15 protein-coding genes and 1 pseudogene are annotated in these 14,320 nt (G+C 73.1%); 9 read left to right on the top strand and 7 right to left on the bottom strand.

Translation table 11 applies throughout. The features are described 5' to 3' along the window. Positions 1 to 27 precede the first annotated feature (27 nt). Complete coding sequence (locus tag ACWGKT_RS16940) at positions 28 to 576, bottom strand: MarR family winged helix-turn-helix transcriptional regulator (protein WP_356150190.1); 549 nt, start codon at positions 574 to 576, stop codon at positions 28 to 30. Further along, a pseudogene (locus ACWGKT_RS16935) lies at positions 573 to 1,371 on the bottom strand (FUSC family protein); the annotation flags it as partial. The gene ACWGKT_RS16940 and the pseudogene ACWGKT_RS16935, both read right to left, overlap by 4 nt. Before the next feature lie 207 nt (positions 1,372 to 1,578). Here ACWGKT_RS16935 and ACWGKT_RS16930 point away from each other — a divergent pair. From ACWGKT_RS16930 to ACWGKT_RS16920, 3 genes are all read left to right on the top strand, one after another. Then, a complete protein-coding gene (locus ACWGKT_RS16930) occupies positions 1,579 to 2,130 on the top strand; it encodes a DUF5134 domain-containing protein (protein ID WP_356150188.1) in 552 nt (183 codons plus the stop codon). A gap of 99 nt (positions 2,131 to 2,229) precedes the next feature. Further along, complete coding sequence (locus tag ACWGKT_RS16925; RefSeq protein WP_453274240.1) at positions 2,230 to 3,165, top strand: M56 family metallopeptidase; 936 nt, start codon at positions 2,230 to 2,232, stop codon at positions 3,163 to 3,165. 42 nt (positions 3,166 to 3,207) lie between these two features. Then, positions 3,208 to 3,897, top strand: coding sequence for an HAD family hydrolase (locus ACWGKT_RS16920; protein WP_453274239.1), 690 nt, complete (start codon positions 3,208 to 3,210; stop codon positions 3,895 to 3,897). A 13-nt stretch (positions 3,898 to 3,910) separates the two neighbouring features. Here ACWGKT_RS16920 and ACWGKT_RS16915 read toward each other — a convergent pair whose 3' ends face one another. Then, a complete protein-coding gene (locus ACWGKT_RS16915; RefSeq protein WP_453274238.1) occupies positions 3,911 to 4,159 on the bottom strand; it encodes a DUF2630 family protein in 249 nt (82 codons plus the stop codon). A gap of 201 nt (positions 4,160 to 4,360) precedes the next feature. Between ACWGKT_RS16915 and ACWGKT_RS16910 the strand changes: the two genes are divergently transcribed. Then, entirely contained in the window at positions 4,361 to 5,023 is a 663-nt protein-coding gene (locus ACWGKT_RS16910; RefSeq protein WP_453274237.1) for a TetR/AcrR family transcriptional regulator, read from the top strand. A gap of 27 nt (positions 5,024 to 5,050) precedes the next feature. On the opposite strand, the gene ACWGKT_RS16905 is transcribed toward ACWGKT_RS16910, so the two are convergent. Then, positions 5,051 to 5,533: a DUF6214 family protein gene (locus ACWGKT_RS16905; protein ID WP_453274332.1), complete on the bottom strand. Its 483-nt coding sequence runs from the start codon at positions 5,531 to 5,533 to the stop codon at positions 5,051 to 5,053. Between the two features lie 198 nt (positions 5,534 to 5,731). Between ACWGKT_RS16905 and ACWGKT_RS16900 the strand changes: the two genes are divergently transcribed. Both ACWGKT_RS16900 and ACWGKT_RS16895 read left to right on the top strand, forming a co-directional pair. Beyond that, positions 5,732 to 7,150 carry an FAD-dependent oxidoreductase gene (locus ACWGKT_RS16900; protein ID WP_453274236.1) on the top strand — a complete coding sequence of 473 codons (1,419 nt, stop codon included), beginning with the start codon at positions 5,732 to 5,734 and terminating at the stop codon, positions 7,148 to 7,150. An 8-nt stretch (positions 7,151 to 7,158) separates the two neighbouring features. Next, positions 7,159 to 8,529, top strand: coding sequence for a nucleobase:cation symporter-2 family protein (locus tag ACWGKT_RS16895; RefSeq protein ID WP_453274235.1), 1,371 nt, complete (start codon positions 7,159 to 7,161; stop codon positions 8,527 to 8,529). On the opposite strand, the gene ACWGKT_RS16890 is transcribed toward ACWGKT_RS16895, so the two are convergent. Then, a complete protein-coding gene (locus ACWGKT_RS16890) occupies positions 8,467 to 8,823 on the bottom strand; it encodes an ArsR/SmtB family transcription factor (protein WP_235459627.1) in 357 nt (118 codons plus the stop codon). The two genes, ACWGKT_RS16895 and ACWGKT_RS16890, sit on opposite strands and share 63 nt — an antisense overlap. Before the next feature lie 145 nt (positions 8,824 to 8,968). Here ACWGKT_RS16890 and ACWGKT_RS16885 point away from each other — a divergent pair, with 145 nt between their 5' ends. After that, the gene (locus tag ACWGKT_RS16885; RefSeq protein WP_453274234.1) at positions 8,969 to 10,042 is read left to right on the top strand and encodes an NADH:flavin oxidoreductase/NADH oxidase; all 1,074 of its coding nucleotides are present in this window, start codon (positions 8,969 to 8,971) and stop codon (positions 10,040 to 10,042) included. Between the two features lie 48 nt (positions 10,043 to 10,090). Here ACWGKT_RS16885 and ACWGKT_RS16880 read toward each other — a convergent pair whose 3' ends face one another. After that, complete coding sequence (locus ACWGKT_RS16880; RefSeq protein ID WP_453274233.1) at positions 10,091 to 11,020, bottom strand: alpha/beta hydrolase; 930 nt, start codon at positions 11,018 to 11,020, stop codon at positions 10,091 to 10,093. Positions 11,021 to 11,399: 379 nt separating this feature from the next. Between ACWGKT_RS16880 and ACWGKT_RS16875 the strand changes: the two genes are divergently transcribed. Continuing rightward, positions 11,400 to 11,777, top strand: a complete 378-nt coding sequence (locus ACWGKT_RS16875) for a hypothetical protein (RefSeq protein ID WP_453274331.1) — start codon at positions 11,400 to 11,402, stop codon at positions 11,775 to 11,777. On the opposite strand, the gene ACWGKT_RS16870 is transcribed toward ACWGKT_RS16875, so the two are convergent. After that, entirely contained in the window at positions 11,726 to 12,484 is a 759-nt protein-coding gene (locus ACWGKT_RS16870; RefSeq protein ID WP_453274232.1) for a PaaX family transcriptional regulator C-terminal domain-containing protein, read from the bottom strand. The two genes, ACWGKT_RS16875 and ACWGKT_RS16870, sit on opposite strands and share 52 nt — an antisense overlap. A gap of 71 nt (positions 12,485 to 12,555) precedes the next feature. On the opposite strand from ACWGKT_RS16870, the gene ACWGKT_RS16865 reads away from it, so the two are divergent. Further along, positions 12,556 to 14,223 carry an acyl-CoA dehydrogenase family protein gene (locus tag ACWGKT_RS16865; protein ID WP_453274231.1) on the top strand — a complete coding sequence of 556 codons (1,668 nt, stop codon included), beginning with the start codon at positions 12,556 to 12,558 and terminating at the stop codon, positions 14,221 to 14,223. Positions 14,224 to 14,320: the final 97 nt, after the last annotated feature.

The following is a 14,320-nucleotide window of genomic DNA, read 5'->3' as shown; positions in this document are numbered from 1 at the left end:
CGCGCTCGCCCGTGCACGCGGCCGCGTTCAGCCCCGCAGCCCGGCCGTCCGGCTCTCCAGACGGCCGAGCAAGTCGGCCAGCAGGCCCGCCAGTTCGCCACGGCCCTCGGGGGCGAGGACGGACAACACGGCGGTCTCGTAGGCGAGTTGCTCGGGCAGGATGTCGTCGACGAGCTCGCGGCCGGCGTCGGTGAGGCGGACGTGGGCGACGCGACGGTCCCGGGTGTCGCCGCGGCGCTCGACCAGTCCGCGCTCGGTCAGCAGCTTGAGGCGCTTGGTGACGGCGGCCCCAGAGGAGTAGGTCTCTCTGGTCAGCTCGCTCGGGGTGAGTTCGTGGCCGGTGCGGCGCAGCGCCCCGAGCAGGTCGAACTCGGGGCGGCTCAGGCCGGCCCGGCGCAGCGGGGCGTCCTCGGCCTGCTGCAGGAGGGCGGCGCAGCGGTTGATGCGGCCGATGACCTCCATGGGTCCGGTGTCCAGTTCGGGATGGACGGCCTGCCACTGCCGGACGACCGCGGCCACGGTGTCACGTCCTGCCGTGTCCTGTGCGGCCGCCGGTCGTCCGTTGCTCGCCGTCATGGCCGTCCGTCCTCCGTTGTCGCTGTCGTCTGCGTCGCCCGCGTACCGGCCTGGAAGTGCAGTCCCTGGCGTCGTACCGTCGCGGCGAGCGTACGGTGTCCGGACTGCTCGGCGAGCACGACCCGCTCCTGGGGCAGTGCGCGTTGCCACCACTCGCCGGACGCGGCGTCCGCCGTGGCGCGCAGTTCGGCCGGCGCGGCGGCGAGCGCGCGGCGGGCCGCCTCCAGCGCGGGGCGCGGGCCGCGGCTCGGCAAGCAGGCGGGCGGCGCGCTCCCGGGCTCGCTCGGCGGCGGTCAGCGCCTGCTCGACGCGGTCGCCGGCCCGCCTGTTGGTGACGGCCACGGCCGCGACGAAGCCGGCCAGGGCGCCGAGGAGAGTGTCGGCGACCCGCTCGGTGACCGGCTCGGCGGGGTCCTGAGTGCGGGCGAACTCGGTGATGAGCAGCGCCATCGGGGTGACGCAGACGCTGCCGAGCCAGTAGTTGCGGCCGATCAGCGCCTCGGCTCCGAAGTTGAGGGCGAGGCAGCACAGCACGAGCGCCGCCGATTGGAGGTGGGCGAGCGGGGCGACGGCGGCGAAGGCGAGGACGCCGAGGAGGTTGCCGACGACGCGCTGGACGCCCCGGCTCCAGGTGAGGGTGACGTTGGCTTGGTAGAGGGAGGCCGCGGTGACCAGGGCCCAGTAGGGGCGGCCGACGCCGAGCGCGAGGGAGGCGTATCCGGCGAGCGCGCAGCCGAGGGCGGTGCGGGCGGCGATCGGGGTGAGCATGGCCGGCCGGCGCCACAACGTGCGGGCCGAGGAGGCGAGTTCGCACGGCTCACACCCATCAATTCAGCATGTGCTTTACCTGTAAAGTATTTCTCCGAAGGGACGAGTGCCAGGCTCCTCACCTGCTGTGCTCCACCGCATGCTCCCCGTGTACTCCCTTGCGCTCGCGTGCGCGCCGCGTGTCCCGGGCATCTCACCTACGACGGGACGGCGAGCGGGAGCGGGGAGGCACGCGTGCACGGACCGGCTTCGCCCGGCTGGCTGCTGGTCGCGCTGTGCGCGGCGACCGGCGCCTACTGTCTGCTGCGCATGCGCAGCAGGGTCGAGGAGCAGCGGCGCGCCGCGGGCGGCGAGGCGCTGATGGGCTTCGGCATGGCCGCGATGGCCGTGCCCACGGCCGTGATCACACCGCCGTCGTGGACGTGGCCGCTGTACGCGGCGGTGTTCGGGGCGGCCGGGCTGCGCGCCCTGTGGGCCGCGCGCGGCAGTCGGCACCATCTGCACCACCTGGTGGGCACGGCGGCGATGGTCTACATGGCGGTCGTGATGGCGACGACACCCGCCGCCGCACACCACGCGTCCGGCGGCGCCGGAATCCCCCTGGTGACAGGCGCCCTGCTGCTGTACTTCACCGGCTACGTGCTGCTGTCGGGCGTCCGCCTCGTCCCCGCGGTGACCAAGGGCGTGACCGGTGGCGTGCTCGGCTGGGGGGACCGCCCCGAACTCGCGCGGGCGTGCCGGCTGTCGATGGGCATCGGCATGGTGGCGATGCTGCTGGCCCTGTGACCCCGGCGCTCGCATCCACCGGACGACCGGCGTTGCCTGCGTCACTTTGCCGCGGCGGACCGTACCCCGGGACGGGGCGCCGATCATAGGGTGCTGACCATGATGGTCCCCGCGGCACTGCTGCTGCTCGGCGCCCTGACCGCCGTCGCCGCTCCCCGGCTGCTCGCCCGGGCCGACTGGCCGGACCGTGAACCGGTGGTCGCGCTGTGGGTGTGGCAGTGCGTGGTGGCGGCCGTGCTGCTGTGCTGCGCGCTGTCGATGACGCTCAGCGCGGCGGCGGCCTGGCAGGCGGTGCGCGGGCATGTGTTCGGCCCGGCTCCGCGCGCGGTCGTGGACGCGTACGCCCTCGGCGCGACCGGTCCGTGGGCGGCGACGACGGCGGTGGCGCTCGCCTGCGGCGGGCTGTGGAGCGCGGCGATGCTGGTCCGTGAGGTCGTACGGGCGCGGTCGCGTCGGCGTCACCGGCGGTCCGAACTCCTCGTGCGGGCGCCGCTGTTGCCGGGCGAGGAGCCGGTGTGCGGGCCGCTCGTGGTGCTGGAGGGCGAGCGGCCGGACGCCTGGTGGCTGCCCGGCGCGACACCGCAACTCGTCATCACCACGGCCGCGTTGCGCCGTCTGAAGGGACGGCAGCTGGACGCCCTCCTCGCGCATGAGCAGGGGCACGCGCAGGCCCGGCACGACTGGCTGCTGCACTGCTCGGCGGCGCTGGCGGGCGGGTTCCCGCAGGTGCCGGTGTTCGCCGCGTTCCGCGCCGAGATGCACCGGCTGGTGGAGTTGGCCGCCGACGACATGGCCTCCCGCCGCTTCGGCCGGCTGACGACCGCGCTCGCACTGGTGGAACTCAACGAGGACCGGGGCGTGTTCGGCCCCTGCCCCACCCCGCACGCGCACGTCCCGCAGCGCGTGCACCGGCTCCTCACTCCCCCGGACCGCCTCACAGCCCTGCACCGCCTGCGCCTGACGGCGGCGGCCGCGCTGGTCCCGGTGATCCCGGTCCTGATCGCCCTCGTACCGGGACTCCGGGCCCTCGGCTAGCCGGACCCCGCGGTGTACAACCGCGCCGGTACAGTCCAGTGCATGACTGCCGTGCTCTTCGACTTCTCCGGAACCCTCTTCCGCGCCGAGTCCACCGAGTCCTGGCTGCGCGCCGCGCTCACGGACGCCGCCCTCACCCTCCCGGAGCCGGAACTGGCCGAGGCGGCGCGGGCGTTGGACGCGGCAGGCGCGCTGCCGGGCGGGGCGCTCCCGGTCGAGGTGCCGGCGGAGCTGACCGAGGCGTGGGCGGTCCGCGACCAGAGCGCCGAACTGCACCGGGCGGCCTACACGGGCCTGTCCCGTCGGGTGCCGCTGCCCCACCCCGGGCTGCACGACGCGCTGTACGACCGGCACATGACCCCCGCCGCGTGGTCCCCGTACCCCGATGCCACCGAGGTGCTGCGGACGCTGCGCGAGCGCGGGATCGGCGTCGCCGTGGTCAGCAACATCGGGTGGGACCTGCGCCCGATCTTCCGCGAGCACGGCCTCGACACCTATGTGGAGACGTACGTCCTGTCGTACGAGCACGGCATCCAGAAGCCGGACCCGCGGCTGTTCGCGGCCGCCTGCGCGGCGCTCGACGCCGATCCGCGGGACGTGCTGATGGTCGGCGACAGCCGGCCGGCCGACGGCGGTGCGGTGGCGCTGGGCTGCCGGGTGCACTTCGTCGACCATCTGCCGGTGACCGAGCGGCCGGACGCGCTGCTGCCGGTGCTGGACCTGGTGGGCTGAGCGCGCCGGCGGTTCAGCCCCGGTGTCCCTCGACCTGGGACGAGGGGCGCACCCGGGCGTCGTCCGGGTTCTCCCCGAACTCCTCCTTCGCGCGGCGCCGGCGCAGCAGGTCCCAGCACCGGTCGAGTTCACGCTCCAGCTCGCCGAGCCGGTGCTGCTCCGTCGCGTCGTCGATCTCACCTGAGCCGAGCGCGGCGCGCAGACTGCGCTCGTCCTCGACCATCTCGGTGATTCCGGCCAGCATCCGCTGTTCCTGTTCCATGTCCGCGCGCCTCCTCGGCCCGGCCCCGTCCTCCCACTGCAGGGACGTGGCGGCCGACGTGAGACAGAAGTGGCCGCCCGTCTGAGACGATCCCCCGTGTCGCCCCAGACGGACGGCAGCCCTGAGCGGGCCCGCACGAAGAGCCGGGCCTGGCGCGTTGAGTATAGTTGGCTGGCAGCCAGTCAACGCAGGAGTTACAGCATGTCCCCGCGCAGCGCCTCGGTCAATGAAGAGTTGCGCCGCCGTTCCCGGGAGCGGCTGCTGCAAGCCGCGGTCGAACTGGTCGGGGAGCACGGGTTCGAGGCCACGACCTTGGGCAATATCGCGGATCGAGCGGGTTCGGCCCGCGGACTGGTGTCGTACTACTTTCCCGGCAAGCGCCAGCTGGTGCAGTCCGCCGTGCACCGGCTGATGCACCGCACGCTGGAGGAGGCGCTGGAGCGCGAGCCGCGCACCGAGGACGGCCGGGAACGGCTGGCCCGGGCGATCGACGCGATCCTGGGCCTGGCCCGCGACCGGCCCGTACTGATGCGGCAGCACATGGCCGGGCTCCTGCAGGCCGAGGGTTTCGTGCAGTGCCCGGAGCAGCGGCGCCTGTCGGAGCTGCTGAGCGACACCGTCGGCCGGTGCGGCTCGCGGGACGTCGCGGGCGACTACCCGATGCTGCGCGCCCTGCTCATGGGGGCCGTGTTCGCGGCGCTGGTGCCGGGTGTGCCGATGCCGGTCCCGGTGCTGCGGGCCGAGCTGTTCAAGCGGTACGGGCTCGACTGGGAGCTCGGCATGCCGCCCGGGACCGAGCCGTCCGCCGGGACGTGCGAGACGGACCTGTCCCGGTTCTTCGCGACGGACGACCGGCCGGAGTAGCCCGGACCCGGCAAGCCGTGCGGCGGCTCAGGGCCGGGCGTGACGCGGGGTCAGGAAGCCTGCGTCACGGGCCTGCGCGATCAGCCGGAGCGACCTGCGGCGGCTGTGCCCGGTCGCGCACATCACCGCGAGGACCGGGTCGACGCCGGCCTCCTGGGCGGCGCGGTACTCCAGCGCGACGCGCCGGCGCCCCTCGACGCCGCGCGGCCAGGCCGGGCGAGCGCGGCTCGACGCGAGGAACTCCGCGGCTTCGCCACCCTCGCCGGTCGCGCAGGCGGCATCCGCTCTTGCGCACGCCTCGAACAGCGGGCCCTCGATCCAGTCGGCGAGCGCCGTCAGGTCGTCCAGGGAGAGCGCGGGCTCGGCCCTGACGTCCTCGATGGACACCTGTTCCCCGCACAACACGGCCAGCGCGTCGACCTGGGCCCCGTCGTCGAAGGCCAGCCGCACGTGGAACCAGGACGTGGCACCCTCGTGCTCCCGCACCTCCCACGCGGGCCACACGGACACCGTGCCGTCCTCCGCGTGGCGGTCGGAAAGACCAAGAAAGGATGCTTCGAGCACACACGCAACGTAACCTCATGATCACACTCGATGAGAACGGACACACGTCCCCGTCACCCGCCTGCACCCTGTCAGCCGAGCCCCAGCGGTGCGATGCTGGAGCCACCAGCGATCTCCTCCGGTCTCCGGGGAAGGAGTCCCGCCGTGCTGCGTGTCGCCGTTGTCGGATCCGGGCCGAGCGGGTGCTACACCGCCCAGACTCTCGTCCAGCAGGATCCCGACGTGCTCGTGGACGTCCTGGACCGGCTGCCGTGCCCGTACGGCCTGGTGCGGTACGGAGTGGCCCCCGACCACGAGAAGATCAAGTCGCTGCAGGGCAACCTGCGGACGGTGCTGGAGCACGAGCGGGTGCGCTTCCTCGGCGGCGTCCGGATCGGCGGCCCCGGCGGGCTGCCGGTCGAGCGACTGCGGGAGCTGTACCACGCGGTCGTGTACTGCGTGGGCGCCGCCACCGACCGGCACCTCGGCATTCCCGGCGAGAATCTGCCGGGCAGCTGGTCGGCGACCGAGTTCGTGTCCTGGTACAGCGCGCATCCGGACTCCGCCGATGCCGGTTTCGTACGGGGCGCCCGGTCGGCCGTGGTCATCGGCGTCGGCAATGTCGCGGTGGACGTCTCGCGGATCCTGGCGCGCGGCACGGCGGAGCTGAGCCCGACCGACATGCCGCAGGGGGCGCTGACCACGCTGGCGGCCAGCCACGTGTCCGAGGTCCACATGGTGGGCCGGCGCGGCCCCTCGCAGGCGCGTTTCACCACGAAGGAGCTGCGCGAGCTGGGCAGTCTGCCCGACACCGAGGTCGTGGTGGATCCCGCGGAGTTGGCGCTGGACCCGGCCTACGCCGATCCCTCCGGGCTGCCCGCCGCGCAGCGGCGCAACGTGGAGGTGCTGCGCGGCTGGGCCGAGCGGCCGCCCGGGGACGCGGCACGCCGGATCCGGCTGCGCTTCTTCCTGCGCCCGGTCGAACTCCTGGCCGACGACGGACGGGTGGGCGCGGTGCGCTTCGAGCGGACGGTGCCGGACGGGCAGGGCGGCGTGACCGGAACCGGGCAGTTCGAGGAGGTGCGGGCGCAGTTGGTGCTGCGCTCGGTGGGGTATCGCGGGGTGCCGCTGGAGGGGCTGCCGTTCGACGCCGCGAGCGGGACCGTGCCCCATACCGAGGGGCGTGTCATGCGCGGCCCCGTCGCCTCACCGGGCGAGTACGTGGCCGGGTGGATCAAGCGGGGCCCGACGGGCGTCATCGGCACCAACCGTCCGTGCGCCAAGGAGACGGCGCTGTCCCTGCTGGCGGACGCGCCCGTCCTCGTCACGAAGGACGTGCCGTCGGATCCCGTCGCGGCGCTCCGGGCCGAGGGGATCGAGCCGGTCGAGTGGGCGGGCTGGCAGGCCATCGAGCGGGCCGAGGCGGAACTCGGGGCCCGGCTCGGGCGGAGCACGGTCAAACTGGCCGACTGGGACTCACTGCTGACGGCGGCAGGCACGGCGCTCACACCGCCCTCGCACACCGCGCCGCCTCCGCAGGCGACCCGGCCCGCGGAGCCCTCGACGTCCTCGTCGCCCTCGTAGCGGCGCCCATGGCTTCGACCGCACCCGTACATCCCGTCGACGAGGTCCCGCCCGTACGGCAGTTGACCGCCTTCGGCCTGCAGCACGTCCTCGCGATGTACGCGGGCGCCGTCGCGGTTCCGCTGATCGTGGGCGACGCGCTGAAGCTGTCCCCCGCCGACCTGGCGTATCTGATCACCGCCGATCTGCTGGTGTGCGGTATCGCGACCCTCATCCAGTGCGTCGGCTTCTGGCGGTTCGGCGTGCGGCTGCCCATCATGCAGGGCTGTACGTTCGCCGCCGTGTCGCCGATGGTGCTGATCGGCACGACGGGCGGCGGACTGCCCGCGATCTACGGTTCCGTGATCGTCGCGGGACTCGCGATCATGCTGTTCGCTCCGGTCTTCGGCAGACTGCTGCGCTTCTTCCCGCCGCTGGTCACCGGCACGGTGATCCTGATCATCGGCCTGTCGCTGCTGCCGGTCGCGGGCAACTGGGCCGCGGGCGGCCTCGGCGCGAAGGACTTCGGCGAGCCGAAGAACCTGGCGCTCGCGGCCTTCGTGCTCGCCGTGGTGATCGGCGTGCAGCGGTTCGCGCCGCCTTTCCTGAGCCGGGTGGCGGTGCTCAGTGGCATCGCGGTGGGGCTGGCGGCGGCCGTCCCCTTCGGTTTCACGGACTTCGGCGGCGTCGGGGACGCCGACTGGGTGGGGATCAGCACGCCGTTCCACTTCGGGGAGCCGACGTTCGAGGCGTCCGCGATCGTCTCCATGCTGGTGGTGGCCCTGGTGACGATGACCGAGACGACCGGTGACCTGATCGCGGTGGGCGAGCTGACCGGGCGGAAGGTCGAGCCGCGGTCGCTGGCCGACGGGCTGCGCGCCGACGGCCTGTCCACGATCCTCGGCGGTGTCTTCAACACCTTCCCGTACACGGCGTACGCGCAGAACGTGGGCCTGGTCGGCATGACCCGGGTGCGCAGCCGCTGGGTGGTGGCGGCGGCCGGCGGCATCCTGGTGCTGCTGGGCCTGCTGCCCAAGCTGGGCGCGGTGGTCGCGGCGATCCCGGCGCCGGTCCTCGGCGGCGCGGGCCTGGTGATGTTCGGGACGGTCGCGGCGAGCGGGCTGCGGACGCTGGCCCGGGTCGACTTCACGGGCAATCACAACCTGACGGTGGTGGCCGTGCCGGTGGGCGTCGGCATGCTGCCGGTGGGCGTGCCCACGGTCTACGCGAAGTTTCCTGACTGGTTCCAGACGGTGATGAACAGCGGCATCAGCGCGGGCGCCCTGACGGCGATCGTCCTGAACCTGCTGTTCAACCGCCGTCCGGCGAAGGCCGGTTCAGCCACCCGCGCCGAGTCGGGCGGCCTGCCGGTCGGCGGCGGCGAGGAGGCTGTCCAGTAGTCCCGGGAACAGCTCGTCCAGATCGTCCCGGCGCACGGCGTTCATCTTGGCCGTGCCCCGGTAGACCTGCCGGATGACCCCGCTCTCGCGCAGCACCCGGAAGTGGTGCGTGGTCGTGGACTTGGTGACCGGCAGGTCGAAGTACGAGCAGGCGAGTTCGTCGGCCTCGGCACAGAGTTCGCGCACGATCTGCAGCCGCAGCGGCTCGGAGAGCGCGTGCAGCACGGCCTCCAGGCGGATCTCGTCGCGCACGGGGTGCGGAAGGTCGCGACTGGTCGCGGCGGTGCTGGTCACGGCGGGCTCCTTTGCGTCCTGGACTCGTCCTGACCCCGTTCGTCCCGGACCTCCATGGTACGAGACCTCTCGTAGTTTGACACACGCCATACTACGATGACTATCGTACGAGTGATCACCGGTCCCGTGATGAATGGAGTCGGCCGTGAGTGCGCTCTTCGAGCCCTACACCCTGCGTGAAGTGACCATCCCGAACCGGGTCTGGATGCCCCCGATGTGCCAGTACTCGGCCGCTCCGGAAGGTCCGCTCGCGGGTGTCCCGCAGGACTGGCACTTCGCCCACTACGCGGCACGCGCGGGCGGCACCGGCCTGATCGTCGTCGAGGCCAGCGCCGTCTCGCCCGAGGGCCGGATCTCGCCGTACGACCTGGGAATCTGGAACGACACCCAGGTCGAGGCGTTCCGCCGGATCACGCGCTTTTTGTCCGCGCAGGGCACGGTGCCCGCGATCCAGCTGGCACACGCCGGCCGCAAGGCGGCCACGGACCAGCCTTGGAAGGGCGGCGCGCCGCTCGGTCCGGACGCGTACGGCTGGCGGTCGCTGGCGCCGAGCCCGGTCGCGTTCGACGATCGGCACCCCGAGCCCGACGAACTGACGGTAGGCCAGATCCAGGAGATCGTCGGCCAGTTCGCGGCCGCCGCCCGGCGATCGCTCGACGCCGGTTTCGAGATCGCCGAGATCCACGGCGCCCACGGCTATCTGATCAACGAGTTCCTCTCCCCGCACTCCAACCACCGCACCGACGCCTACGGCGGCTCGTACGAGAACCGCACCCGCTTCGCCCTCGAAGTCGTCGACGCCGTAAGGGAGGTGTGGCCGGACGACAAGCCGCTGTTCTTCCGGATCTCCGCGACCGACTGGCTGGAGGACGGCGGCTGGACCCCCGACGACACGGTCCGCTTCGCCGGCGAGCTGCACGCCCACGGCGTCGATCTGCTCGACGTCTCCACCGGCGGCAACGCCTCGGGTGTCCGCATCCCGACCGGCCCCGGCTACCAAGTACCCTTCGCCGCCCGGGTGAAGGCCGAGACGCGCATGCCGCTCGCCGCCGTCGGCCTGATCACCGAGGCCGAGCAGGCGGCCAAGATCGTGGCCAACGGCGAGGCCGACGCGGTGCTGCTGGGCCGGGAGCTGCTGCGCAACCCGTCGTGGGCCCGGCACGCGGCGCGGCAGCTCGGGGGCGCGGTGCGGGTGCCGGAGCAGTACCACCGGTCCTGACAGGTGTGTCCGCAGCAGGGGCCGTCGTCCGGTCGCGGGCGGCGGCCCTCAGGCCTGAGGGGTGCTCCCGGCGGCGAGGTGGTCGGTGAAGAAGGGGGTCGCCTCCTCGACGGCGCGGTCGACGTACTTGGGGACGTCGTAGAAGTCCATGTGGGTGCCGCCGTCGACGACCACGAGCCGCTTCGGACCGCGTACCCGTGCGTGCAGCCCGGTGGAGTGCCACAGCGAGCCCGCCTCGCTGCCGGCCACCATGAGGATCGGCTGGGTGAGCAGGTCCTCGACCAGGTGGAACGCGTCGAACGCGAAGATCTTGGACAGGCTCCTGGCGAAGAGCTTCTTGTTCTGCGCGTTGGGGTGCTGGGCGCGAGGCGTGAGGTAGTAGTCGTGCGCCTCCACGAGATCGCGCGGGGTGTCCTCGTCCGGCTCCCACGGGACGTAGGGGAGGTGGGCGGGCTCGGCGCCCTGGGTCTCGGCGGTGCGTTGCCGGGCGGCGGCCTCCAGGGCCGGGACCGCGGCGGAGGCGGGGTCGGTGCCGTACCAGCCCTGGCGGTAGCCGGTGCCGATGTCGAGGCAACTGACCGTGGCGACCGCCTTGATGCGGTGGTCGGTCATCGTGGCATTGACGGCGTAGCCGCCACCGGCGCAGATGCCGAGGACACCGATGCGTTCGGGGTCGACGTGGCCGAGCGTCTGGAGGTGATCGACGGCGGCGCGGACGTCCTCGACCCGGGCCGCCGGGTCTTCGAGGAAGTGCGGCTCGCCGCCGCTCTCGCCCTGGTGGGAGGCGTCGTAGGCGAGCGTGACGAAGCCCTGTTCGGCCAGTTTGCTCGCGTAGAGGCCGGCCGTCTGCTCCTTGACGCCGCCGCCCGGATGGACGGTGACGATCGCGGCGTGGCCGCGCCCGGGATCGAGGTCCGGCGGGAGGTGGAGGTGGCCGGCCATGGTGATCGGGCCGTTGGGGAAGGTGATGGCTTCCATCGGTCGCTCCCTGGTGTCGTCGTGGTGCACTCGACCGGTCGGTGCGGCGACACCCTCCGCACTGGGGGGTTTGGCACGGGTGTGGGAGACGCTGCCGATGGGGGGTACCAGCAGCCCCTGCGTCGGCGGCGGGACCGAGCCTAGCCTGGCGTCATGGAGATCGCCCAGGACATCAGGGACTTCCTGATGACCCGCCGAGCGAAGATCACCCCCGACCAAGTGGGCCTGCCGGCGTCGTCGCGTCGCCGGGCTGCGCCGTGAGGAGGTCGCGCTGCCGGCCGGGGTGAGTCCCGAGTACTACGTCCAGATCGAGCGTGGGGACGTCGCCGGGCCTGCGGCGTCCGGCCGGCGGGCAGGTCCCCCGGGTGTGCAGTCGCTGATGGACGCCATGGTCACCGCCCCGGCGATCGTGCAGAACGGGCACCTCGACACCCTCGGGGCCAACGCGCTGGGTCGGGCCCGGTACACGGGCGTCTTCGAGCGGGCGGTCGGCGGCCGGACCTGGCCACCAGCAGCACGGAGTTCCGCCACCCCGTGGTCGGCGACCTCACCCTCCGCTACGAGGCGCTCCACCTGCTGGCCGACTGGACGGTCACCGAGCGGGAGACGACCGAGCGGAGGGGACCGCAGCTCCGCACGACGCCGACAGCGACTGCCACACAGGCACTGGCAGCGCGGCACCGTCCCACCGGGCAGACGGACACGCTATGCGTCGGTTTCCTGCCTCCACACCGACCCGGTGATCTCGCGCTGGTAGTCCGCGTACGCGGCCCGCAGCGTCCGGCCCGGCCAGTCGGGCGGGAGGAGTTCGGGGGGCAGTACGGGGTCGGTGAGCAGATGGCGTACGACCGCGGCGAAGGCGGTGAGACGGTCGGCCGGGCGGTGGGCCTCGGCGATGTGCGCGAGCAGGGAACGGGCGGTGGCGGCCCAGGTGTCGAGCGGCCACAGCCGGCCGAGCAGCTCCTCCGGGGGGAGGTCGGGGCGGGCGGTGTAGGTCTGGGTCACGCCCTCCAGGTCGGCCGGAAGGGGCCGGCCGAGGTTGGCGGGGCGCAGCCAGACGCCCTCACGGAGTTCGGCCAGGCGCAGGGCGGTCAACCGGGCGCGCAGATCGGCGCGTTCGGCGGGGCCCCGGCCGGTCGCCGTGATGACGACCATCTCCCAGTCGCCGCTCCACGCGCGCGTGCGGGGGTGCACCGCGTCGTCCTGGCGGCGCTGGCGGGCCAGCAGCCGGTCGCTGAGCCCGTAGACGGCGTCCGTGCGCCGCAGGTCACCGGCGGCCACCATCCGGCTGAGCGCGGCCCGCAGCGTGGAGCCGCCGACCCCGAAGGGCTCCACCAGCCGGACCAGGTCCTTGACCGGGAGCTCGGGCGGGTGCGCGCCCAGCAGCAGGCTCAGCACGACCGACCGCGCGGACAGCGGCCGCAGGTCGACCTCGCCGGACGGCACTGACACGTTCATCCGCATGGTCACGTACTGTACGTGCGCCTTCTTGTTGCATCATTGCTACGACCGCACGGAAGATGCAACATGGCGCCATGGTCTCGATACCCGCGCCGCTGCCGCCCCAGCCGCAGCACGCCACCCACGACGTCATCAACCAGGCCTCTCCCCTGGCCCCCTACGACGCCTCCGAGGACGCGGCCCTGCTGGAAGGGCTGCGCCGGGAGGGCGCCGGCTGGGCCGAGGAGGGGATCAGGCGGCTCGGACTGCGCGCCGGGAGCGCCGAGGCGCAGGAGTGGTCCGAGCAGGCCAACCGGAACGAACCGGTGCTGCGCACGCACGACCGCTACGGACACCGGATCGACGAGGTCGAGTTCCACCCCAGCTGGCACCACCTCATGCGGGCCGCGGTCGCCGAGGGCCTGGCGGGCTCGCCCTGGGCGGACGACCGCCCCGGCGCCCATGTCGTGCGCAGCGCCGGCGGGTTGGTGTGGGGGCACACCGAGGCCGGGCACGGCTGTCCCACGTCGATGACGTACGCGGCCGTCCCCGCCCTGCGCACCCAGCCGGAGCTCGCCAAGGTCTACGAACCGCTGCTGACGAGCCGGGAGTACGAGCCCGGGCTGCGGGTGCCCACCGAGAAGCGCGGCCTGCTGGCCGGAATGGGCATGACCGAGAAGCAGGGCGGCTCCGACGTCCGTACGAACACCACCGCGGCCACGCCCACCGCCGAACCCGGCGTGTACACGCTGCGGGGGCACAAGTGGTTCACGTCGGCCCCGATGTGCGACGTCTTCCTGGTGCTGGCGCAGGCTCCGGGCGGCCTGTCCTGCTTCCTGGTGCCGCGCGTCCTGCCCGACGGCAGCCGCAACACCTTCCGCATCCAGCGGCTGAAGGACAAGCTGGGCAACCGCTCCAACGCCTCCTCCGAGCCCGAGTTCGACGGGACCGTGGCCTGGCTGGTCGGGCCCGAGGGCCGGGGCGTGAAGACGATCATCGAGATGGTCAACTGCACCCGGCTGGACTGCGTGATGATGTCGGCGGCGCTGATGCGCAAGACGCTCGTCGAGGCGGGCCACCATGCGCGTCACCGCAGCGCGTTCGGCGCGCGCCTGATCGACCAGCCGCTGATGCGCAACGTCCTGGCCGATCTCGCGCTGGAGTCCGAGGCCGCCACGACGCTCACCCTGCGGCTGGCCGGGGCCGCCGACCGCGCGGTGCGCGGGGACGCAGGGGAACAGGCCTTCCGGCGCATCGCGACCGCCGTCGGCAAGTACTGGGTGACCAAGCGGGGACCGGCCTTCACCGCGGAGGCCCTGGAATGCCTGGGCGGCAACGGCTACGTGGAGGACTCGGGCATGCCGCGCCACTACCGGGAGGCGCCGCTGCTGTCGATCTGGGAGGGCTCGGGCAACGTCAACGCGCTCGACGTGCTGCGGGCGCTGGCCCGGGAGCCCGGCGCCGCGGAGGCCCTGTTCGCCGAACTCGCCCTGGCGCGGGGGGCGGACGCCCGGCTCGACGCGGCTGTCACCGCCCTGAAGGACGGATTGGCCGAAACCGATCAGCTGGGCGCCCGCCGGCTCGTGGAGCGGATGGCCCTGGCGCTCCAGGCCTCCCTCCTGGTCCGGCACGCTCCGTCCGCGGTCGCCGACGCCTTCTGCGCCTCCCGGCTGGGCGGCGACTGGGGGTACGCCTTCGGCACCCTGCCCGGCACGGCCGGTCTCGACGCGGTCCTGGAGCGGGCGCTGCCCGGCGGGAACTGACCCCTCCGTCCGGTCACACGGTGCGTGGCCGGTGACAGCCGACGGATCGCACACAGTCGCCGCTCGATTCCGCTTCGTTGTCAGTGCCGTGGTGCAC

This window comes from Streptomyces sp. NPDC054794, from assembly GCF_053611585.1.
The sequence above is the reverse complement of the archived record's forward strand: the minus strand, read 5'-3'. Positions and strand labels throughout refer to the sequence as shown.

Coding starts and splice junctions, on each gene's coding strand:
- ACWGKT_RS16940 (WP_356150190.1), bottom strand. CDS start 576: ATGACGGCGAGCAACGGACGACCGGCGGCCGCACAGGACACGGCAGGA.
- ACWGKT_RS16925 (WP_453274240.1), top strand. CDS start 2,230: ATGATGGTCCCCGCGGCACTGCTGCTGCTCGGCGCCCTGACCGCCGTC.
- ACWGKT_RS16920 (WP_453274239.1), top strand. CDS start 3,208: ATGACTGCCGTGCTCTTCGACTTCTCCGGAACCCTCTTCCGCGCCGAG.
- ACWGKT_RS16915 (WP_453274238.1), bottom strand. CDS start 4,159: ATGGAACAGGAACAGCGGATGCTGGCCGGAATCACCGAGATGGTCGAG.
- ACWGKT_RS16910 (WP_453274237.1), top strand. CDS start 4,361: ATGTCCCCGCGCAGCGCCTCGGTCAATGAAGAGTTGCGCCGCCGTTCC.
- ACWGKT_RS16895 (WP_453274235.1), top strand. CDS start 7,159: ATGGCTTCGACCGCACCCGTACATCCCGTCGACGAGGTCCCGCCCGTA.
- ACWGKT_RS16880 (WP_453274233.1), bottom strand. CDS start 11,020: ATGGAAGCCATCACCTTCCCCAACGGCCCGATCACCATGGCCGGCCAC.
- ACWGKT_RS16875 (WP_453274331.1), top strand. CDS start 11,400: ATGGACGCCATGGTCACCGCCCCGGCGATCGTGCAGAACGGGCACCTC.
- ACWGKT_RS16870 (WP_453274232.1), bottom strand. CDS start 12,484: ATGCGGATGAACGTGTCAGTGCCGTCCGGCGAGGTCGACCTGCGGCCG.
- ACWGKT_RS16865 (WP_453274231.1), top strand. CDS start 12,556: ATGGTCTCGATACCCGCGCCGCTGCCGCCCCAGCCGCAGCACGCCACC.